This window comes from Ensifer adhaerens, from assembly GCF_020035535.1.
Lineage (GTDB): Bacteria > Pseudomonadota > Alphaproteobacteria > Rhizobiales > Rhizobiaceae > Ensifer.
In genome coordinates, this window is the sequence record NZ_CP083351.1 from 66,765 (window position 1) to 85,439 (window position 18,675).

At 58.7% G+C, this 18,675-nt stretch carries 23 protein-coding genes and 2 pseudogenes; 13 read left to right on the forward strand and 12 right to left on the reverse strand.

The genetic code is table 11. The features are described from left to right. Positions 1-31 precede the first annotated feature (31 nt). Positions 32-292, forward strand: a complete 261-nt coding sequence (locus LAC81_RS34875) for a hypothetical protein (RefSeq protein WP_223730789.1) — start codon at positions 32-34, stop codon at positions 290-292. A gap of 88 nt (positions 293-380) precedes the next feature. Here LAC81_RS34875 and LAC81_RS34880 read toward each other — a convergent pair whose 3' ends face one another. Further along, positions 381-1,937, reverse strand: coding sequence for a hypothetical protein (locus LAC81_RS34880; RefSeq protein ID WP_223730790.1), 1,557 nt, complete (start codon positions 1,935-1,937; stop codon positions 381-383). Between the two features lie 607 nt (positions 1,938-2,544). Here LAC81_RS34880 and LAC81_RS34885 point away from each other — a divergent pair. From LAC81_RS34885 to LAC81_RS34900, 4 genes are all read left to right on the forward strand, one after another. Next, a complete protein-coding gene (locus tag LAC81_RS34885) occupies positions 2,545-2,850 on the forward strand; it encodes a hypothetical protein (RefSeq protein ID WP_223730791.1) in 306 nt (101 codons plus the stop codon). A 475-nt stretch (positions 2,851-3,325) separates the two neighbouring features. Beyond that, positions 3,326-3,628 carry a DUF982 domain-containing protein gene (locus tag LAC81_RS34890; RefSeq protein WP_223730792.1) on the forward strand — a complete coding sequence of 101 codons (303 nt, stop codon included), beginning with the start codon at positions 3,326-3,328 and terminating at the stop codon, positions 3,626-3,628. 71 nt (positions 3,629-3,699) lie between these two features. Beyond that, on the forward strand, positions 3,700-4,629 hold the full coding sequence (locus LAC81_RS34895) for an NAD(P)/FAD-dependent oxidoreductase (protein ID WP_223730793.1): 930 nt from the start codon (positions 3,700-3,702) through the stop codon (positions 4,627-4,629). Between the two features lie 40 nt (positions 4,630-4,669). Next, positions 4,670-5,557 carry a DUF72 domain-containing protein gene (locus LAC81_RS34900; RefSeq protein WP_223730794.1) on the forward strand — a complete coding sequence of 296 codons (888 nt, stop codon included), beginning with the start codon at positions 4,670-4,672 and terminating at the stop codon, positions 5,555-5,557. On the opposite strand, the gene LAC81_RS34905 is transcribed toward LAC81_RS34900, so the two are convergent. The 3 genes and pseudogenes from LAC81_RS34905 to LAC81_RS34915 form a co-directional block, all read right to left on the reverse strand. Next, positions 5,508-5,933, reverse strand: a complete 426-nt coding sequence (locus LAC81_RS34905; protein WP_223730795.1) for a hypothetical protein — start codon at positions 5,931-5,933, stop codon at positions 5,508-5,510. The two genes, LAC81_RS34900 and LAC81_RS34905, sit on opposite strands and share 50 nt — an antisense overlap. Before the next feature lie 1,388 nt (positions 5,934-7,321). Then, positions 7,322-7,690: a hypothetical protein gene (locus LAC81_RS34910; protein WP_223730796.1), complete on the reverse strand. Its 369-nt coding sequence runs from the start codon at positions 7,688-7,690 to the stop codon at positions 7,322-7,324. A 221-nt stretch (positions 7,691-7,911) separates the two neighbouring features. Beyond that, positions 7,912-8,118: pseudogene (locus LAC81_RS34915) on the reverse strand (hypothetical protein); the annotation flags it as partial. Between the two features lie 443 nt (positions 8,119-8,561). Here LAC81_RS34915 and LAC81_RS34920 point away from each other — a divergent pair. From LAC81_RS34920 to LAC81_RS34930, 3 genes are all read left to right on the forward strand, one after another. Next, positions 8,562-9,221, forward strand: coding sequence for a DUF6766 family protein (locus LAC81_RS34920; RefSeq protein WP_223730797.1), 660 nt, complete (start codon positions 8,562-8,564; stop codon positions 9,219-9,221). Positions 9,222-9,247: 26 nt separating this feature from the next. Further along, positions 9,248-9,508, forward strand: a complete 261-nt coding sequence (locus tag LAC81_RS34925; RefSeq protein ID WP_223730798.1) for a DUF6894 family protein — start codon at positions 9,248-9,250, stop codon at positions 9,506-9,508. 129 nt (positions 9,509-9,637) lie between these two features. After that, a complete protein-coding gene (locus LAC81_RS34930; protein WP_223730799.1) occupies positions 9,638-9,874 on the forward strand; it encodes a hypothetical protein in 237 nt (78 codons plus the stop codon). On the opposite strand, the gene LAC81_RS34935 is transcribed toward LAC81_RS34930, so the two are convergent. Together LAC81_RS34935 and LAC81_RS38635 are read right to left on the reverse strand one after the other, a co-directional pair. Next, positions 9,871-10,182: a hypothetical protein gene (locus LAC81_RS34935; protein WP_223730800.1), complete on the reverse strand. Its 312-nt coding sequence runs from the start codon at positions 10,180-10,182 to the stop codon at positions 9,871-9,873. The two genes, LAC81_RS34930 and LAC81_RS34935, sit on opposite strands and share 4 nt — an antisense overlap. Continuing rightward, positions 10,172-10,273 (reverse strand): hypothetical protein, encoded by a 102-nt coding sequence (locus tag LAC81_RS38635; RefSeq protein WP_419195927.1) that lies wholly within the window; start codon positions 10,271-10,273, stop codon positions 10,172-10,174. Before LAC81_RS38635 ends, LAC81_RS34935 begins: the two co-directional genes overlap by 11 nt. Positions 10,274-10,537: 264 nt before the next feature. On the opposite strand from LAC81_RS38635, the gene LAC81_RS34945 reads away from it, so the two are divergent. After that, positions 10,538-11,092, forward strand: a complete 555-nt coding sequence (locus tag LAC81_RS34945; protein ID WP_328717956.1) for a cysteine hydrolase — start codon at positions 10,538-10,540, stop codon at positions 11,090-11,092. A gap of 639 nt (positions 11,093-11,731) precedes the next feature. Here LAC81_RS34945 and LAC81_RS34950 read toward each other — a convergent pair. Next, on the reverse strand, positions 11,732-12,154 hold the full coding sequence (locus LAC81_RS34950) for a hypothetical protein (protein WP_223730801.1): 423 nt from the start codon (positions 12,152-12,154) through the stop codon (positions 11,732-11,734). Between the two features lie 196 nt (positions 12,155-12,350). Further along, positions 12,351-12,872, reverse strand: a complete 522-nt coding sequence (locus LAC81_RS34955) for a hypothetical protein (protein ID WP_223730802.1) — start codon at positions 12,870-12,872, stop codon at positions 12,351-12,353. A gap of 136 nt (positions 12,873-13,008) precedes the next feature. On the opposite strand from LAC81_RS34955, the gene LAC81_RS34960 reads away from it, so the two are divergent. Together LAC81_RS34960 and LAC81_RS34965 are read left to right on the forward strand one after the other, a co-directional pair. Continuing rightward, a complete protein-coding gene (locus LAC81_RS34960) occupies positions 13,009-13,254 on the forward strand; it encodes a helix-turn-helix domain-containing protein (protein WP_223730803.1) in 246 nt (81 codons plus the stop codon). 166 nt (positions 13,255-13,420) lie between these two features. Continuing rightward, a complete protein-coding gene (locus LAC81_RS34965) occupies positions 13,421-14,590 on the forward strand; it encodes a nucleotidyltransferase and HEPN domain-containing protein (RefSeq protein WP_328717957.1) in 1,170 nt (389 codons plus the stop codon). A gap of 109 nt (positions 14,591-14,699) precedes the next feature. Here LAC81_RS34965 and LAC81_RS34970 read toward each other — a convergent pair whose 3' ends face one another. Then, positions 14,700-14,903 carry a cold-shock protein gene (locus LAC81_RS34970; RefSeq protein WP_223731029.1) on the reverse strand — a complete coding sequence of 68 codons (204 nt, stop codon included), beginning with the start codon at positions 14,901-14,903 and terminating at the stop codon, positions 14,700-14,702. Between the two features lie 392 nt (positions 14,904-15,295). On the opposite strand from LAC81_RS34970, the pseudogene LAC81_RS34975 reads away from it, so the two are divergent. Continuing rightward, a pseudogene (locus LAC81_RS34975) lies at positions 15,296-16,193 on the forward strand (ArdC family protein). 100 nt (positions 16,194-16,293) lie between these two features. On the opposite strand, the gene LAC81_RS34980 reads toward LAC81_RS34975, so the two are convergent. Further along, positions 16,294-16,584, reverse strand: coding sequence for a WGR domain-containing protein (locus LAC81_RS34980; protein WP_223730804.1), 291 nt, complete (start codon positions 16,582-16,584; stop codon positions 16,294-16,296). A gap of 124 nt (positions 16,585-16,708) precedes the next feature. Continuing rightward, positions 16,709-17,188, reverse strand: coding sequence for a ProQ/FINO family protein (locus tag LAC81_RS34985; RefSeq protein WP_223730805.1), 480 nt, complete (start codon positions 17,186-17,188; stop codon positions 16,709-16,711). 209 nt (positions 17,189-17,397) lie between these two features. Between LAC81_RS34985 and LAC81_RS34990 the strand changes: the two genes are divergently transcribed. After that, positions 17,398-18,309 carry a nucleotidyltransferase and HEPN domain-containing protein gene (locus LAC81_RS34990; protein ID WP_223730806.1) on the forward strand — a complete coding sequence of 304 codons (912 nt, stop codon included), beginning with the start codon at positions 17,398-17,400 and terminating at the stop codon, positions 18,307-18,309. Between the two features lie 30 nt (positions 18,310-18,339). Here the strand turns inward: LAC81_RS34990 and LAC81_RS34995 are convergent, their stop codons facing one another. Next, on the reverse strand, positions 18,340-18,564 hold the full coding sequence (locus LAC81_RS34995; RefSeq protein ID WP_223730807.1) for a hypothetical protein: 225 nt from the start codon (positions 18,562-18,564) through the stop codon (positions 18,340-18,342). Positions 18,565-18,675 lie beyond the last annotated feature (111 nt).

An 18,675-nucleotide genomic window follows, 5' to 3' on the forward strand; every position in this document is an offset into this window, starting at 1 on the left:
AATACGGATTGAAGTCGCCAGGAGTAGCTCCATGCCAAGCCGAGGAAAAATCGTCGGGCTTTTCGCTGAGAGTGACGTTTACATTGACGGACTGGCCATACCTGCGGGGTTCTACAGCGCAACAGAGAGAAAATCTGATGTCGGCGAGCGTCGCAAGAAATCAGCAATGACGTATGAGCTCCACCTGAATGCGCGCAATCTCAAGGAGGTTCGTGGCTTCACGGGAGACGCGCTTGGCGCCACTCTGGATGCGACCAAAGCGGTCCAGAAGGGCCGTTTCATTGTAGCCTGACGGAGCCAGTTGCTCTTCGTGACGGAAGCGGTGTTCCATCGCCTCTATGCGGCGCGACGACATTCGCACCGGTTGCCTGCGAGGTGGTTCAACCGGGCGGTAGCCGCGTTCCGTCCCATCCTTCACCACTGGCTTGCCTGACAAACCGCACCTTTTTCGGTCCCTCAAGCCGTCCGTCCGGAAAGCGCATGGACAGGTCCGGGCTGTCGACTGGTTCGCCGGTTCTGAAAGAGACGAGCCGCGAATAGTGATCGAAGTTGCAAACGTACTGCCGTCCCGGCACTTCTACGGCGCAGCCAGTCTTCACGACCCGTTTCAGCCTCACCTCCAGTTCTCCGAACTTACATCTTACATACTCGTCTGGCGGATAGCGTCCCGGAGAGCATCGCATTGCTGCGAAGGTGTCATTGAACCCTTCGACGACGGCGTACATGTACTTGGCCATATCGTCGGCGCTCGGTTCGTTGCGATCAGCGTCGCCGGCAATACTCTCGACCTTGATCTCCGCAAGCGCTGCCAATCTTCGGCCCTCCACGGCAATGGCAGCAAGTGAGGATGACGTGCTTCGCGGGCCGAGCACGTTGAAAATCACGTTCTCAGTCGCTTCCCGCGGCTTTGCTTGGCTGCGGGCGGTGGCGAGCGCCGAGCGAAACTCGATCGCTATGCCCGGTATAGCTTCGAGTTGTGCAATTCGCTGGACCATGGGAGCAAGCAGGTTTTCCTGGTCCAGCGCCCCGAATGCGTGTTCCAGCGATTGCCGGTAGTCCTCAACCGGAGCAATCGCTGCGCGGGCTTCGGCGAGGCCTTCGAGAGAGGGGGGTATCTTGGCCGCAACCGCTGCGATTTCTTCCAGTTTTGGCCGAAGCACCTCGGCCACTCGTTTCTTGCAGGCGCTATAGACGCGCTGCTTGACGTCGTCCGGCCAGTTTGACTTCTCCGCCTGACCATAGATCCGCAACGCAACTCCAATGCCTCGCGGAAAGTCCTTCGGACCGGCTTCTAGTTCATCAAGCAAGGCTGCCGAGCGGATACTCCCGCGCGCCTCCGTAATCTCCTCCAGCAGCGCGTGTTTGGTGGTGCGATCGACATAGCTCGTCACGACTTCCGTTTCGAGCATCTTCCACCAGCTCGGTTCATCGACGCGCTTCTGAACGTAATCCTGCGTTCTCGCCCGAACCGCGTTTATCCACTTTGTTCCTTTTCTGTCCTGCACCTTCTGCGCCAACGGCGGCGGAGGCTTCTTGAATGGCTTCTGGAAGGTGGCCCTGAAGCCGCCCGGTTTACAGCCCACAGGCCGTCCTTGAATTTGAGGCGGACCGCTCCCCACGCTGATCACTTGCCCTTGCAGTTCGACCGCTCTGAAACCTGGCAACTGATGGATCCAGGTGCCCGGCTTCAATTCGAACGCGCCCGTGGGCGTTGAGGTACCCACGACGTGATAGCTCACCTTATTCCACCCGGCTTGCACTTCAAAAACACCCTCGATCTGGCCGCTAGCCGTTTCTTTGATGTCCAGGATCATCCGGATGTTCTTGGCCTGGCCGCAGGAGAAGACACCGCGCCATTCGCCAACCAGAGGCTCCGCCGACAAAGCCGAACTACCGGAGCCCAGCAAGAGACATGACGCACACAGCCACTGTTTCATCTCAATCTCCCCTGCCTCCGGCTCTCGACGCCCCACCCTCGTCGTGGCGCACCCAGCCTCCGCCACAACCTTCACTGACCACATGCTACGCGCCGAGCCCTGGAGCACAATTCATCCGTTCGGATGACAGCGCCCCAGGGCGCGCCAGGTGCAGAGCGCAAGCGGCATGGGCCGGGTACAACGCACGTCCGCGCGGACCCAGAATCCGAGATCGACGGCATATCAGGCGGCGATCGAGGCGCGCTTACAACGCCGATCGAGCTTTGTCTGCGGCTTGGGTGATGGGCCTTTTTCACCAGTCTGCAAGCCGGCGACAGGTGGTGCAAAACTCGCGTCGGGTCGGACGATGCGAAGGGCTTTAAGGCGGTAACGGCCGCGCTAAATCCTACTTCCAATTGTAAAAGCCGGGATTTCAATGACGCGTTTTACTCTCGATGCGAAATGTTTGATCGAACTCGATGGAAATGGATCTGCCGCGAAGGAAGTGGCCGCGTTGGTCGAGGCGGCAAGGCAGGGTCAGGCGGACGTCGCGATCGTTGCGTCAAGCAGCTATAGATAAGAGCCCGGCGGTGCGCGCTCGGCCCGTTTCGCCGACTTCAAGAAGCGAATGGCCGAGGTCGGACTTGGCTCGCTCTCGCTCCTGCGACCGAAAGCGAAGCATGGATTCACATATCACGGCTTTGGTGTGTTGGGCGATGAGGCCGCGGTTGATCGTGAGCGCCTGATCTTCGAAACGCTCTTCCCAACGATACTGTCGCGATGGTCCGATTATGCAGCGAGGAACGGTCTGGATCGAAAAGACCTGCACAGCTCTGGTGCTTGGCGGTGGCGCAGCCTGCTGTCTGACGCGCAGGCCTTCTGGGCACATGAAAACGAGCAGTGGGATGTGTTTGTGACGTGTGACGTCTGCTAAATAGGGAAGAGTTTGCGAGTGCAGTGATCACGACACCGTCACAGGCGATGCAGATGTTGGCGGTCGCGGGATGAACATGGACACAGCTTCAGCTCTTTCGACTGCTGCTGCGGCCGCCAGAACCGCTGGACCCACCAGAACCACTCGAGCCGCTCTTTCCACCTGAGCCGGAGCTCTTGCTGCTTCCGCTCTCCCGGCTGCTGGATTCGCGCTTATCGTCGTTCTTGTGGCTTTTCTCGCCAGCTTTGCGGTGCTGTTCGCTGCTGCCGCCTTGACCGCCTTGGTTTGCCATCGTCGTTCTCCTTGGTTTGTGCTCAGTCACTTTGACTGAGGCGGACCTAAGCGCGACCAAACGATAAGGTTCCGCAATGACCGAAAATGGTAACGTCGTGAGGATGCGGTTCCCGGACCGCGGAACAAGCTTGGGAACGCTTCTAAGCTTTGCCAGTTCGAAGGTTTTCGGAAGGAGACCGCCATGGCTGACGGACGGTGGGAAAACGAGGAACATTGCGAACGCGATTCCGAGAAGGGCAAACAACCGGCTTCCTGGAACGAAACCGTCGTAATTGGTCTGCCCGATGCGGGCCACGAACGGCTGATCGCATCAGCGCGACAAGCGAAAGCGATTTTATTGAACGATTGGGCCGGATCTCGGTCCCGTCCAGCGTATCAGGCTGCATTGACCGCGTGTCGTGAAGCCATGAATGGTCACGTGCCTGGCTACGTTGCCCGTTTAGCCTTTGAGGAGGCTGCCCGTGACGCCGGGGTCTTGCGCTGAAGCGACTGCGAACAGCCGGCGACTTTCGGCTGAAGCCTGCCTCCCGGCACAATCCTCCTGGGAACTGTCTGATGAACCAGTCCTCGCATGGGCGAACTTATGACTGCATCGTGGTTGGCGGTGGGCCGGCGGGTCTTACCGCTGCTATCTACCTCGCACGCTACCACCTTTCCGTTTTGGTGTTCGACGATCAAACAAGCCGCGCCGCAAGTATTCCCCTCTCCCACAATCTTGCCGGTTTCCCTAACGGCGTGAGCGGCGAAGCCTTGTTGGCTCGGATGCGGACCCAAGCGGCGCGATACGGGGCCGACGTAAGGCATTGCGAGATTACGCAGTTGTCCAAGAGGGGGCGGCTGATTGAGGCAATCTCGCCGATTGGTCATTGGCGGGGAAGGACGGTTCTTCTGGCGACCGGGGTCATCAATCGCCGACCGCACATGCCGTCCTCCCTTCACGATGATGCGGTAGGCCGTGGGCTTTTACGCTACTGTCCGGTTTGCGATGGGTACGAGGTTACGGATAAAGCCGTAGGCGTGATCGGCGTCGGAACGAGGTCGGCCCAAGAGGCGATTTTCTTGAGAAGCTTCACGCGACACGTGACCGTCGTCTCGTGCGAAAACCAGCATCATCTCAATCAGACGCAGATCTCTCAGCTTCAGGAGATCGGTATCAAACTGGAACCGGGTCCCGTGACCTCCATCGAGATCGCGGACGATTTTCTGGTCGTAAACACACCAGGCGCTCGTCTCCGGTTTGCCTCGGTCTATCCTGCGCTGGGCTCTGACGTCCGGTCGGACCTGGCCTTGCGCCTCGGCGCGGGGTTGTCGCCGGAAGGATGCGTGACCGTCGATGCCCATCAAAGGACGACTGTAGGCGGCCTGTACGCGGCGGGTGACGTTGTGCATGGGTTGGACCAGATCAGCCATGCGATGGGGCAGGCAACTGTCGCTGCCACTGCCATCCGAAACGATCTGTGCGAGCAATCGTTGCGGGTGCGGTGAAGAAGCGGTGCGGGCGCCGAGATACTGATGGATCGGAAACATGGTCGAGCGCACGGCTGAAGAAATAGCGCAGCGTCGGACCAGACGCGCCGAGCGCCGTCTAAAGCAGCGCGACGCGAACGTCCTTCGTGCGGCGAAAATGAATGTCGCACGTCTCGCCGGCTGTGCGGCCGTCGATCCGGAAACCGTTGATCATGTCACCGGTCGGATCCACATAGGCTGCTCCGGCTGGTATTACTGGCATTGGAAGGGGCATTTCTATCCGGTCGGGGTTTCATCCAACCAGTTCTTCTCTATCTATCAGAGCCACTTCGACACCGTCGAGCTGAACGCCCCGTTTTACTCCTGGCCGACAATGGCGACCGTCAAGATGTGGATCCGCCAGGCTCATCCGAATTTTGTTTATACCGTCAAGGTGTGCGAGTTGATTACGCATATCAAGCGGTTTGAGGATACCCAGACCCTTATCGCGGATTTTGGTTACATCGCCGACTTGCTTGGCCACCAGATGGGATGCTTCTTGTTCCAGCTCCCGCCGAGCGTGCGATACACGTCGAAGATGCTCGACTCCATAATGTCGCAGCTCGACCCTCGGCGTCGCAACGTTATCGAGTTCCGTCACAAAAGCTGGTGGAACGAGGAGGTGTACGCCGCCTTTCGACACAACGGTGCGATCTTCTGTTCATCCAGCGGACCACGCCTTCCCGATGAACTCGTTCAAACCGCGGATGACATCTACATCCGCTTCCACGGGCTCGAGAAGTGGTATCGCCATGACTATAGCGATGCCGAACTTTTAGTATGGGCACATCGGATCAAGACGTGCGGCGCCAAAACGGTCTGGATCTACTTCAACAACGACCGCGAAGGCAATTCGATCAAGAACGCCAAGCGGCTCCACGAACTCCTCGATCGCTTGCCGAAATAGCCGCCACGTTGGACGGTTGAGCCCGCCAAAGCGACGTTCGATCATTGCGCCAACCTGTTAATGACGGCGCTGCCGAGCCTTTGTTGTGGGCCACCCGCAAAAAACGTTGGTGAGAGGAACCCGGCGGACATTCCCGGGTTGGAGAGGCCTCAAACTTAGAAAGGAGCATCCAATGCAAGACGAGGATCAACGCAATCAGAGTGCTCCGCAGGGCGGCGGTCAAGGTGGCCAACAGGGCGGCCAGGGTGGTGGTCAGGGCGGTCAGCAAGGTGGCCAACAGGGCGGCCAGGGTGGTCAAGGCGGTCAGCAGGGCGGCCAAGGTGGTCAACAAGGTGGTGGCCAAGGCGGTCAGCAAGGTGGCCAGCAGCGTTAGCATCAAGCCCAGCACTGCTAGTCAAAGATTGGAAGGCGAGAGTTTCGCCTTCCAATCTAAGTGTTATCGCCAATGCCGTTCAACACGGGGAGAAAGCTTCACTTCTTTGATCTCGGCAGTTTCGCTGCCCGAAGGAGGGACAGTCGCCGACTTTTGCGGTTGGCCGCGACCGGCTGGTAACTGTAACTGCGAATTGCACTCTGATGCGCGGGCCTCTCGACCGAACGATGGATTTTTTCGCACCGTCATCACGCCTTGTCGCTGAGGGACGTTGGCTGCCACTGCCGATGCACTAACGAAGGCTGGTCGAACAATCGAGCGCTCCGCTTTCCCGGGTCAGTGCAGTCCCCGTGATGGGGAAAAAAGGATCCCGGATGCCGCACAGCCATTGTCGGCCGTGGTGACAAACGCCGCCAATATCGATCGGCAATACGAAGCAGACTGGCACGGATACGGGCGTAACAGCAACCCTGGTGTTCCTTTCAGCACCGGTCGGCGATACGGGTAACCGGGCCCAGTAGCGGCTACGGTCCGGTTCCGCAGGCGGTGACCAGCTTAATTGTGTCCAGCGGATCCCAAAACAGGCAGAGTTTGCCCGCCGGCGGTCATGGGCCGATCTCAAATCCTTATGAGCCCCTGTCCCTGATTACCAGGGGCGCCGTCAATTGCGGCCTTTCCTGTTTGCATTCCTGGTTCTAGGAAAGCGGCCTCAGGGCTCGGCACTGTTGTGCTTTCGCACTCACACACTACGTCGGGTGGCTGAGCCCACCAAAGCGTAGTTTCATCATCAGGCCGATCAGCCATTCGCTTGTTGAGGACGCCGAGTTACGTTGATCGATATGTGCGAGAGCGTATCGGAGGGACTCCCCAGGGGCTGGTAGTCAGGTTGCGCGCATACGCCAACATCTCGGGCAACATTTCCGGGACCCCGGTCTTGCTACTCACGAGTGCGGACGAATTGTCGCCGGTAAGACACGCATCTTCAGTCTAACCTCGAGTTCGAGGGGGTCCCGCATTCCACCCATGTGGCACTCAAGAGCGTAGCGGGTCAGACAGCCGGCTTCATCGGTGTACCGGAAAATGTTCTGATCGTGGATGACCTTCTCAAAAGATTGTCGACAAGGCCTTAAACCCGTCCGGAAGCATGTATCTCGATCGTCGATGATCGATCATGGCGCAACCCACCACTTGCGGCGAAGCCGCCGGAGCCCGTTTTAATAGTACAGCTGTACCGCGAGCATGCGCCTCTCGCACGCCGGTGGCGAGTCAGCTTGTTATGTTGGTTTGGCTTGGCCGGAGCGCGCGTTCTAAACCGGGTTACGCCGCCCGTCGACCTGCGCCCCTGCTTTCAAGCATTCATGCCAGGGGCGCGCAACGGCTGGCCGCAAGAGTTATTTTTGCCACGGCGATCCATCTGCGCTCGTCACAGCTGCACCATCGATGCCCTCGCTGCGGTCTTTTCGAGGAGCGCGCTTCCGTAGGCGCCGAGCGGCGTCGATCTCGATCGCCAGGTCGTCGAGATAATCAAGCGCTTCTTCCGTTGCTACCGTGGATATTTTGCTGCCTTTCACGCTGGTCCCTCGAAGATCGTTGCGGGCCTCCTCCAGGGTCCTTTCGATAAAGCCCGGATCTTCGCTGTGGGATGCAGCCCAACGAATCAGGACGCACGTCAGCCTTTCGTTGACACGCATGGCGGTCACCGCCTGAGCCAGCATCAAATTCATCTTCTGCGCCTTTTCGGCATTGAGTTTTCGCGACATCCGACAGTACCTTCATGCTCGAAAACTCGAACCGCGAAGAATCGCGGTTGTTCCCACGCGTTTTTGACAATGCGAGCAGCGATGAAGCATCGCGATCGGTTGGGGCAATGTCGCTTTTGCACCGGGACGGCCGCCGTCGCCGATGATGAGGCAGCCAAATGCCTTTCAGAGCGCCAGAGCGCGACGCAAGGTCTCGTGCTCATCTCCGGTGGGACATCGGTTTTTCTCGAAAATGAAAAGTCCTCAATGAGAGCCGGTCCGCGCTGGCTCAAGGTGTTTAGGTCATCCGCAACCGGTCCACCCTGCGCCGTCGTGAGTACATCCTCGTTGCCGTCGGAAACCTGGTGAACTTCGCCGCCGTTTCCACGCGTGAGTGTCTGGTCATGGATCGTCGCCTTGTTGCGTGGCGTCGTGCCCGGTTTTGCCATGGTGATACTCCTTGAAAATAGGGATTAAGGCGGTGCGCCTTCTCTAATCTTTCCGGCGCTCAGACGTTCCCGCGGCCGCTCTGAGCGGACGCCCAAGACGGCCTGGAGGCGTTCCAGTGTCATCAAGTCGGGTGAGGGCAGTCAGCCGCCAGATAGAGCCAGGATCAACGTCCCGTCGGTTGGAAGACGGATGTTTCCCGCCTTTGCAGCAGCAATTGGTCGTCGAAAAATCCCGCCTTCTTTGCCTGCATCGAAGCTCAGGGCGTCCGGCGCGTCGCAGGAAGTTCGGCCAAAAGAGCAATCAGGTTTTCCACGCCGGGAACGTTTGGCCGCAGATTAACGTTCGGGTGGGGCGTCTCACCCTTGGCCACGAAGGCAATGCGTCGGAGCGCAGGTTGCCGGGCAGGGCTACATCTACGCGGGTGTTTTGGTGGAGGTCGTCAATGAAGATACTTCGTGACAACGGACTAACGATCGTCTTGCTGCTGGCCACAATCGGCACGCTGGTAGGCATGCTCTTTACGGGCCTGCGGGTCTACAATGCCGAATTGGCTGAACACGGCGGGCAAACTGTAACACTTGCGTCGTACCTTCTCAGCGGGCACTTCCTTTCCGCTTTGTTTGAGAACTGGGAGTCCGAGTTCTTGCAGATGAGCGCCTACGTCGTGCTTACAGCGTTTCTTTTCCAACGCGGATCAGCGGAATCAAAAGATCCCGACCAACCGTCCTCGCAAGACAAGGAGCCGGCGCTTGACGAGGACGATCCCGCGGCCCCTCTGCCGGTAAAGTTGGGGGGCATGGCGAGGTCACTCTATTCGTATTCCCTGGGCTGGATGCTCTTCCTGCTTTTCGTACTGAGCTTTTTGATGCACCTGCGGCAGAGCGCGTCGGCGGAGGCAGTCGAGGCCCTTCTGCATGGCCAACAAGCACCTACGATCGGCGAGCACCTTTTCAGTGCTCAGGTGTGGTTTGAGTCTTTCCAGAACTGGCAGTCGGAATTCCTGTCAACTGCGGTTCTCGTCGTCCTGTCGATTTTCCTGCGTTTCCGAGGGTCCCCCGAATCCAAGGCGGTCTCGGACCCTCACTCGAAGACAGGTGCGTAATCAACGCGGGAAAAGGAGGAGAGCACTTGCCAACGTTTTACTTCAGAACGACCGATCAGGAAGGGTTCAGCGCCGAAGATCGCGGCTTTGACTTTCCTGACGAGCAGACAGCGATTGCCGAGGCAAAAGTCACATTGGCTGAAATGGCGGCCGACGGCCTGCCACAGGAGCCCATTTCCATGATCGGTATCAAAGTACTCGACCAGCGGCATGTTTTGCTGGTCGAACTGAGACTGGTGCTTGAGATCATTCCTAACACAGACAGGGCTGCCCACGAAGCGCGGTAACCTGCCTCGGCAAAGGCGGCGCGCTATTCAAACCGCCGAATTCCACCGCAAGCATCAAAGCGTTGTTCGCGTGCTCGCCCGGCCTGGGCTGACGATTGGAACACCAAGCCCCGTGCGAGTTAGTACAGGATGACAGCTGAGGACAAAGAAAAATTTTACCGCGAATGCGCCGAACAGCTCGGGACTCAACGCGTGGCGTTAGGGGAAACCGGACCGGTGGAACAACAGGGGGCGGGGAATGGCCGTTTTCCCGGCTGCGGCGTAATACGCTATTTCGGCCCGAATTTGATTAAAGTTGCGCTCAAACTTGCATCACGTTCACTCCGTGTTGTTAAAGACAGTACTGGGTTGATGGCGTCGGCCTAAACCACGCGATGATCTGCTCCATCGACAAGCAGAGTGCGCTTAGTGCCATAGACGCCGCCAGACCAAGCGGCGACAGCGCCGAAAACCAGAGCAAGGAAACCGACAATGGCTCCGGTCGAGACCGCCTCCGTAGCAGCTTGCGCGCTGTCGACCGCCGCCTGCTTTGCCGCCGCTACGTTGTCGCGGTACGACTTTTCATACTGGTCGACCTGATTGCGGGCTTGGTCGAGAGGGACACCCTGCGCCTTGGAAATCGCGTCAGCAGCCCGGTTGCGAGCGTCCTCGGCACTTGCCTCGTCACTCGGCATGCAGCGTTGCCGCGGTGCTCATGATGATCGCGATCGCCACCAGATTGGAGACGGCCATCCCGATGAAGGTGTCCCACCGAATACGCCTCAACTCGGATGGAGCTTGCTCCGGAGCCCGTTTCAAAGGTTCGGCGCGATCCTCGGACCCGATCTCTTCCACCTAACAGGGGTATCGCGGTTGGAAAGCGGTCGACCGAGATACCTGTCAGAGCCTAGGCGCGAGGCTAAGGAACCGAGACGTCAAACTGAAGTTGGTGTTTTGCATTCGTCCCCGACCCAACTGTGCTCCCCCCGTACCTGCCCGATATGCTGCCGCCATCAAGAGGCTTAGGAAACTCCTTGGCAGGCGAGATGGATGAGCAGGATTGCTGACCAAGTGACGGCGGTTTCCGCCCGTTTCCCCGAACGCACGATCTTCACGCGCTTCCAGCCGCCACCTTCCGCCGATCAAATGCCGGGCATGTGGCGGTCCTATTACGAGAAGTGGCCAATGATGACTGCGGCGCGCATGGATCCGGGACTGATCGATTTGATCTATCCCCTCCAAAGCCTGGTGCCGCCCGCGCGTATCCTCAACAAGCGCACCTATTCACCCTGGATCACTGGAAGACTGGAACGAGCGCTTGCTCTTGAAAAGGTCGAAACTGTCGTCGTCACCGGCGGTGAGACGGACGTATGCGTGATGGCGACGGTACTCGGCGCAATCGATCTTGGCTACAAAGTGATCGTCTTGAAGGACGGCGTTTACAGCTCGCTCGATGAAACCCACGACGCCTGGCTTCCGTCCGAAATTCATCGTGGGACACTGGCGGAACCATCATCTTGCCATTCAGTTTGGACGCCGACGCGGCGGAAGGAGCCGCCGGCGGACTCCGCAACAGGTCCGGACTTGGCAATAGGTCGGCTTTAAACCGACCCAGGTGGACGCGGGCTCGAAGCCCGATGTGCTTTGTGTGTGAAGCCCCAATGCGTGCTGGAGGCTCAGGCCGAAGTCCGGAAACTACCGAGCCATGCAGATATGATTGCGACGCCGTCAGAGGCCATCCAAATGCTGGTCGTCAGGGGATGAAAATAGCTCGGCCCGTCGCCGAGCCAGCAGATGTCGCAGAATACCCTCTAATTCAGAGGGTTAAAAGACATCGTTCGTGCTGGATGTGTTCTGGCATCGTTCGTCGAGTATTAGTGGCGAAACTATACTTCATTGCTCAACTAACGCGTTCACCGACGACCGGTGAGTCCCGCCCCGTTGTGGGACTACCGTCGGGAGTATTCCTTAGAAGCTCGACTGGGCTCGGACGCCACCAGACGTCGCCGAGCACTGAGCCAGGCTAGCGCTAACCGCTCGGCATTCACCCAATTGGCTTGCTTGTCCCACATTGATCCGAGCGTATAGTCGAGTGATCCGCTCGCCGCAGAGTAGCCGCTGCGGATTTCGCTCGGGTGGGTTTGACAAGCAAGACTAGGCCTTTGCCGGTGGACGGCGAAGGCTCTTTCTTCTACGACGTCACGCATTTCCGTCGCCGGCGAGGCCCGAGGCTAGGCACTTTTGCTACGCAGTCCTCAGCATCTTGCTTACCTTCTGCGATACCTCTTCGAGCGTTGCCATCACTCGATTTATCTGGGACAACGTGGCGGTCCGCTCTGGGGCACACCTGATGATATGCTGCTCACCGTTGGGCGTGAGCGAGGCAAGGTGTGCTGCGGTACGCTTGCGCAGAACCAAACCAGACTCGCACGCTATCCGCATGCGCTCGCCGAGTTCGCGCTGAAAACCGCCGATCGTGCCTTGATCGATACCTTTGGCGAGTAGAAGCGCATCCAAATACAACTCGATGGAATGGAAAGCCAAAAGACGCCGCGGGATGTGGCTGGAATTCGACGCTGCACCAAGAATGATGGTCGCATCCTTGTACTGGGCCGCTAAGTTGAGGAGGTTTCGAACACTCGCTGTTTTGGGATTTGCAAAGTCCATCTTGGTTACCCGCAACAGTCGTGCGAGGCACATGCGTCCTGGCAGCGCGTCCCCATAATCCGAATGAGATCCTTCAACATGGTTCGCAGCTCTGGCCAGGGTGCGTCTTCGAGCTTGAGGTCCGGATCGCGCATAATGATCAGGCAATGAAGTTTGGCGGTGACCTCAACCAGGGAGGAGGGCCGTGTGATCCACATCACCCGGCCGAAGATCCCCGCTTGTTCTGCAAAACCTGAGCGACCGCTGTGCTGTAGCTCAATCGTTGGTCTGCTTCCTTCCATTGTTTTCGACGCCGGCAAAGTTCGGCTTTAGCCCGGGACAGCGCTCCAGCATCCATCTGATTGGCCAGGCGTTTGATATCGGCAAGTGATTGAACCACGACGGGCGCCGCGTTGCCGACAATCTGCAACTCCGCGATTGGGAAGCCACCGGCCGCTCTCAGCATTTGCACCTCCAGCCTTCTTCGCAGATGCGTGGTCCGCACCTGCTGCTGATGGCACGCGTACCATCGGGGCCACATCTCTCGCACGGGGGTCGGGCCGCTCGCCCTAGGCTGTCCGACAGGTTGCGCGATCTTTTCGCTCAGCAGACGCGCGGCGACGGCAAGAAGGTTTCGCCGGTCGATGACGTCCGGCAGGTTTTCGGCGATGCCGCCCTGCGTCATTGCTTTTCTACGCGAAATTGCAGGCAAAGTTCTGCTAGTCTCAGAATCAGCCATGATCCAAGCTCCAACAAGCTAGATTGTGGTCAGGCTGGTTTCGCGTGGTACGAACACGTGGGGCCAGCCGATTGCAGCTTAGGAGGGTACTGTTGCACAGCCGATTGGGCAAGCTAAATCACAGCAGTGCTGTGAAATGAACGCTATTCAGTGCAAACTGGCTCGAGTTGCCATGGGGTGGGGTATCCGGGAACTGGCCGCCGCTGCCGGCGTTTCAATCCAGACAGTAAGTCGTCTAGAGCGAGGCGAAGAACTGCGAACACGCACTTTAGACCGCATGCGGCAGGTGTTTGAAGCGGCTGGAATAGAATTCATCTGCGACGGAAATGGCTTCGGAATAATGATCAGAAAGCCGCACTTGCTGCAGTCAGCGGGTGATTAGGTCCCAGGCGCTGCTAGCCGATTTGAAGGCAGGGTCCTCTCCAACGCGTTTGTGAAGTTCTTGCGAACAAATCGTCACGGTTGCTTCGTTGAATTGACCGGCACCTTTCGGCAAGGTGACAGCGAACGGATGACGCCATTCTCGCGCGAAAGACGAATGTTTGTTGATGAAGACGAGTCTCGATCACCTTCCTTCACGCAAGCAGCACGAACTTCGTCGTGTGGTCGAGATCATTCACGAAGAGTTCGATGACGCACTGAAGGCGGGGGAGGCGGAGTTTAAGAAGCGCGGCCGCATCCTCAAAATGCTTCTCTTCGGTCTACATGCGGGCGGCAGGTTGGTTGATGAGTCAGTTGGCACGGAGGGATATCGCTCCGATTTCGACATCCTGATCGTCGTCAACAATAAGAAGCTGACGGATCCAGCGTTGTGGAACCGGGCGAGAGATCGGTTGATGCGGGATCCGGAAATCAAGACGCCAGTCAGCGTGATCGTGCATGCGCTGCGCGAAGTGAATTCCGATCTGAAACGCGGCCGCTCCTTCTTCGTCGATATTGCGCGGGACGGGATCGCGCTTTACGAACTTGACGATGAACCGCTGGCCGCCCCTGGGCAGCTCAGCCCCGAACTGGCCTGGCGGATTGCGTCCGAATACTTCGAAGACCGCGTTCCACTTGCGCGAAAGTTCCTCAACGGCGCGCGATTTTATCGCGACGAAGACGACTATAAATTAGCGGCTTTCCTGCTGCATCAGTCGATCGAACAGGCCTATTCGTCGGTTCTATTGGTGCTGACGAACTACAGCCCGACCTCGCACAATCTGCGCTTCCTGCGTGGTCTTGCCGAAGAACGGGCTCAAGAATTGACCGGCGTTTGGCGCGAGGATCAGCAGCGCTACGTCGCCTGGTTCAACCTCATTGATGAGGCCTATATCAAAGCCCGCTATTCCCCCCATTACGAGGTCTCCAAGGAAGCCCTGGACTGGGTTCTTCATCGGACCGAAGATCTCGTCTGCAGGGTGGAGGCCGTCGGGGTTGCCCATCTCGCCAGCATTCGCCCGACCGAGCGACATGGACTCGCTACGGATTCTGCCTACACATCTTGCCGCCCGTCTCAAGGCTTCATATCTGAAATCGCAGCCTCGACACGGGGCTCCGAGATGGATCGACTGGGTAGACAAGCGGTCTCCGACCATCAATTCGAAACCCTACCGCCCAAGTCCGCCAGCAGGAGCGCGGGGAACACCGTCACTTGCCTCTGTTGTCAAGAGCAGCGCCCGGCGACGAGCATGGACGCAGACGGTTGTGGGATCTGTGAAGAGTGCCTGGCGCCCTGACACCATCGGCGCGCGCGTGCCGCGCCGATGGCCGCGTTGGAGATTGTTGATGCTGTCGGAGGCTTCATTTGCCGCGATGATTGAGGATGCCGGATCGGCGGCGGGCGGTTCAGACTGACCTGACGTTTTCGGCTCTCGACTTTCCAGTCTTGCGATCCTGACCAATGTCGTAGCTGACCTTTTGGCCCTCTTGCAGCGGCCTCTCGGCGGCGACCGCTGACATATGGACAAACACGTCTGTTCCACCGTTCTCCGGAGAGATGAAGCCGTAACCCTTGTCGTGATTGAAAAACTTGACAGTACCGATTGCCATTGACGTCCTCGTCAGTTGAGCAGGTTGCACAATGCCGCGAAGCTTATTCACCGGGTTCGCCTCCCACAATCACGCAAACGGGTTATGCTAGGGCGGGTAGCCGCGAAATCCAGCGCACATTTGATCTCCCATTCGTCATCGCCTTTTTGACACGGGTCCTTCCGGTGCGGGTGAACCCGCGACATCTGATCTCAAGGCGAGGGGCCGGGGGCGCCGCCCCCTTCGCCCCTTCAAGCGTCTGCCGCCCAGCTTCCTCCACTTCACTGACATTCCGCTCCGTGCAGCCGGGTCCCCGCGCAGCCGCTTGCACCCCAATCCCCCGCTGTTCCGCACGAGCTCGGAAGCAGGAGCGAAGGGCTCCCGCTTCGCGAGATCAAGGAAAGGGCAAGGACATGACAAAGGCAACCAAGACCAACACGACCGTCAGCGACATCTATGAGCGCATCACCGCGCGCATCGTCGAGCAGCTAGAAGCAGGCACGCGGCCCTGGATGCAGCCTTGGGGCGTCGGTGGCACGCCGGTGCGACCGCTTCGCCACAACGGGATCGCCTATCGTGGCATCAACACGGTTCTGCTCTGGATGACGGCGGCCGAGCGCGGTTACGGTTCAAACTACTGGATGACGTTCCGCCAGTCGCAGTCTACGCCAATGCGATTGAGCGGAAAGACACCGACGATGAGGGTGAAGAGGTGGAGCGCCGCATCCCGTTCATGAAGGGCTACAATGTTTTCAACGCCGACCAAATCGAGGGGTTTGCCGGCGCACTACTATGCGACCGAGGTTCAGCCGGGGAACGGCGAGGGAAAGCAGCGGATCGAAGCTGCCGATCAGTTCTTTGCCAATCTTGGCGCTGACATTCGCCACGGTGGCAACAGAGCATTCTATCATCCGGTTTGGCGACTTCATTCAAATGCCGGTGTTCGACGCTTTCGTTTCGGCTGAAACGCACGCTGGGGTCCTTGCGCACGAGTGCGTCCATTGGACGATGGCAGGCACCCGTCTCGACCGAAATCTTGGCTGCAAGAAGTGGGGTGACGAAGGTTATGCCAAGGAAGAGTTGGTCGCGGAGCTTGGCAGCGTCTTCCTCTCGGCTGACCTTGGCATTGCGATCGAGCCGCGCGAGGATCATGCGGCCTATATTGCCTCCTGGCTCAAGTGCTTAAAGTCCGAGAAGCGTGCCGTGTTCCAAATGGCTGCCCATGCCGAACGCGCGGTTGCCTATCTGCACGGACTGCAGCCCGGTTCGAATGTCGCGATCGTGACTGAAGGCAAGTCCGCCGCCGCATAAGGTGCCTCGATCAACGGCTCGTCTCCTAGGCCGGGTCTGTGGTTTTCGCAGATCCTGCCGGGAGGCATATTTACCGGCGGTCGCCCGCAGACGGGGCGACCTACTCTTTTTCCGGCGGCGCCCGCATCCGCGGGCGATATCCGCGCCTCAGCTTTCGGCGCGCCAGATCAAGGAAGAGATCGATCGCGTCTTTTTCGCGCGAAAACTGATGCGCCGCCGTTTGTCCGCGCGCTCCAATCCGTCCCCAGCGGCGTGTCAGGCAGATTTCGCCGAAGAGGTTGCTGCCGATTTCGAGCGAATAGAAACGCGCCATATTCTTCGTCGCGTCCTTGCGTTCGATGTAAAGGCGATAGGGCTGCGTGATCATGCGCGCAGAATTGCGCGTTCCCACGCAGCCGTCCAACGACACTTATGAATCGACCGAGCCTGATCGATTCATTTCCGTGATGGACCGGTCACAAGAAGCGGCGGCCATTGTCGCGGCGAAGCTGCGAGGTAAGGTGACGTGGCTTCGGCTAGCGCGGGTTTTCCTTCCTCCTCAGAAGGGAGATCCGGATTGCCTCTGTCTTCGTCGGTTGAACGGGAGATCTCGACTTTGGCTTGCTGGACCCTTCGCGCGCCTGGAAGCCTTCATACTTCTTGAGCGCATCCAGCCGGTCGGCCTCCGAGACAGGTTCGACCGGCTCGCCATTGATGTCATGGCGGATGGACCCGGCGCGTGCCACCGCGATCTGGTAGCTCCGTGAGTGCACATAGGTTGCCATCGCCTTGCGAAGAGCCGACACGCTGACGTCCGGTTTCAGCAGGGGACGGACGTCATTCCAGAGCCCGAGCGCAAAGGGTCTGACCGGGTCCCCAAGTTTCGCCGGAAGGATCGCGATTGGCCGGGTGAGGAGAGCATTGATCGCCACGGTTTTCGCGACCTCTCGTTCGCGCGCCAGAACCGGCGCAGAGCACGTTCGGGGAGATTTCGTCGCGTCCGCTTTCTGACCCATCGCAGCCCCGTCGATCCAGGATGTCGGTTTAAGAATACGTCATTCGACAGCGCGAACCAACGAGATCATGTTGAGTTCCAAAGCATCTACAGCGTATGTCCACGGAACGTGGGGTACGGCAAGCCACGGCCACCTGCGCCAAGGCGAGGCGCACCTGCCTGATAATTCCAGTAGTAGACGAGGGGTCGTCTTTATCCTATCCGTTGCATATGAAAACGAGCTTGGAACATCTTCCCGAGAAGAAGCAGCGCGAGCTTGCCCGCGTCGTGGAGATCATCCACGAGGAGTTTGCCGATGCGCTCGAGGGTGGCTCGGCCGACTTCAAGAAGCGCGGGCGGATCTTGAAGATCATCCTGTTCGGTTCCTACGCCCGCGGCACCTTTGTTGACGAACCGCATACGATGAAGGGTTATCGCTCCGATTACGACATCCTCGTCACCGTCAATTCGAAGAAGCTCGCAGAACCCGAATACTGGGACAAGGCCACCGACCGGTTGATGTGGGACAAAGGAGTGTCGACGCCGGTGGGGCTGATCGTCCACGGCGCCCGGGAGGTGAACAACTTCCTTGCGGACGGACAGTATTTCTTCGTCGATATTCTGCGCGAAGGGATCGTGCTCTATGAACTCGACGACCGACCATTGGCGGAGCCGCGCCCACGGACACCACCGGATGCTTTTCGCTTTGCCAAAGAATACTTCGATGATCGCCTTCCCCAGGCCAAAACGTTTGCTGATGGAGCCGAGATTTTTGCCAGCCGGGGGAGACTCAAGGAAGCAGCCTTTTTGTTGCATCAGTCAATAGAGCAAGCCTATTCAGGACTGCTGCTCGTCCTGACGAACTATAGTCCGCCGTCGCACAACCTCAAATTTCTCCGCGGCCTGGCTGAGGATCGCGACCAGCGGCTGGTCGAAGCCTGGCCAAGGGACCAGCATCGTTTTACCGCCTGGTACAGCATTCTCAACGAAGCCTATGTGAAGGCACGCTACTCCAAGCACTTCGAGATTACCGATGAGGGGCTCGGCTGGCTGCTCGAGCGGACGGAGCATCTTCTTCGGCTTGTTGAGACGGTTTGCCAGGAGCGGCTAAGGGAACTCGCACGGGCAGCGGACGCGACCTAGCACTGCGCTCGCGCGCAAGTTTGCCCGTCATCAAGTCTCGGCTTTCGTCTTCGATCGGCCAATCGGCTCGCCCATCAAAGGTGCGACAGCTTCGAGCACCGCAGGCGCGATCTGGAACTGCCGCGCCATGCCGCGCCCCATGGAGTTCTTGCCCATCTCCTCGATGAGGATGCCGCGCGCGACGAGTGGGTCATCGGTTTGGGCAGCGACGTTTCTGGCGGGACCTGTCACGTCGACGAGTTGTGCCAGCGTCATCGGCGAGCCGGTTGCGTGCAGTCCCCGATCACGATCACATTTATGATGGCGATCTGTTTGAGGCGGGCTGCTGCCGTTTCATCTTCCCAGGGGATTCGCCATAATCTGCCT

Excerpts from the sequence above, each read along its gene's own strand:
- LAC81_RS34990 (WP_223730806.1), top strand. The coding sequence starts at position 17,398 with ATGAAAACGAGCTTGGAACATCTTCCCGAGAAGAAGCAGCGCGAGCTT.
- LAC81_RS34880 (WP_223730790.1), bottom strand. The coding sequence starts at position 1,937 with ATGAAACAGTGGCTGTGTGCGTCATGTCTCTTGCTGGGCTCCGGTAGT.
- LAC81_RS34955 (WP_223730802.1), bottom strand. The coding sequence starts at position 12,872 with ATGGCTGATTCTGAGACTAGCAGAACTTTGCCTGCAATTTCGCGTAGA.
- LAC81_RS34920 (WP_223730797.1), top strand. The coding sequence starts at position 8,562 with ATGAAGATACTTCGTGACAACGGACTAACGATCGTCTTGCTGCTGGCC.
- LAC81_RS34895 (WP_223730793.1), top strand. The coding sequence starts at position 3,700 with ATGAACCAGTCCTCGCATGGGCGAACTTATGACTGCATCGTGGTTGGC.
- LAC81_RS34935 (WP_223730800.1), bottom strand. The coding sequence starts at position 10,182 with ATGCCGAGTGACGAGGCAAGTGCCGAGGACGCTCGCAACCGGGCTGCT.
- LAC81_RS34965 (WP_328717957.1), top strand. The coding sequence starts at position 13,421 with ATGAAGACGAGTCTCGATCACCTTCCTTCACGCAAGCAGCACGAACTT.
- LAC81_RS34890 (WP_223730792.1), top strand. The coding sequence starts at position 3,326 with ATGGCTGACGGACGGTGGGAAAACGAGGAACATTGCGAACGCGATTCC.
- LAC81_RS34930 (WP_223730799.1), top strand. The coding sequence starts at position 9,638 with ATGACAGCTGAGGACAAAGAAAAATTTTACCGCGAATGCGCCGAACAG.
- LAC81_RS34885 (WP_223730791.1), top strand. The coding sequence starts at position 2,545 with ATGGCCGAGGTCGGACTTGGCTCGCTCTCGCTCCTGCGACCGAAAGCG.
- LAC81_RS34995 (WP_223730807.1), bottom strand. The coding sequence starts at position 18,564 with ATGACGCTGGCACAACTCGTCGACGTGACAGGTCCCGCCAGAAACGTC.
- LAC81_RS34950 (WP_223730801.1), bottom strand. The coding sequence starts at position 12,154 with ATGGACTTTGCAAATCCCAAAACAGCGAGTGTTCGAAACCTCCTCAAC.
- LAC81_RS34910 (WP_223730796.1), bottom strand. The coding sequence starts at position 7,690 with ATGTCGCGAAAACTCAATGCCGAAAAGGCGCAGAAGATGAATTTGATG.
- LAC81_RS34945 (WP_328717956.1), top strand. The coding sequence starts at position 10,538 with ATGAGCAGGATTGCTGACCAAGTGACGGCGGTTTCCGCCCGTTTCCCC.
- LAC81_RS34985 (WP_223730805.1), bottom strand. The coding sequence starts at position 17,188 with ATGGGTCAGAAAGCGGACGCGACGAAATCTCCCCGAACGTGCTCTGCG.
- LAC81_RS34970 (WP_223731029.1), bottom strand. The coding sequence starts at position 14,903 with ATGGCAATCGGTACTGTCAAGTTTTTCAATCACGACAAGGGTTACGGC.
- LAC81_RS34900 (WP_223730794.1), top strand. The coding sequence starts at position 4,670 with ATGGTCGAGCGCACGGCTGAAGAAATAGCGCAGCGTCGGACCAGACGC.
- LAC81_RS34875 (WP_223730789.1), top strand. The coding sequence starts at position 32 with ATGCCAAGCCGAGGAAAAATCGTCGGGCTTTTCGCTGAGAGTGACGTT.
- LAC81_RS34905 (WP_223730795.1), bottom strand. The coding sequence starts at position 5,933 with ATGCTAACGCTGCTGGCCACCTTGCTGACCGCCTTGGCCACCACCTTG.
- LAC81_RS34960 (WP_223730803.1), top strand. The coding sequence starts at position 13,009 with ATGAACGCTATTCAGTGCAAACTGGCTCGAGTTGCCATGGGGTGGGGT.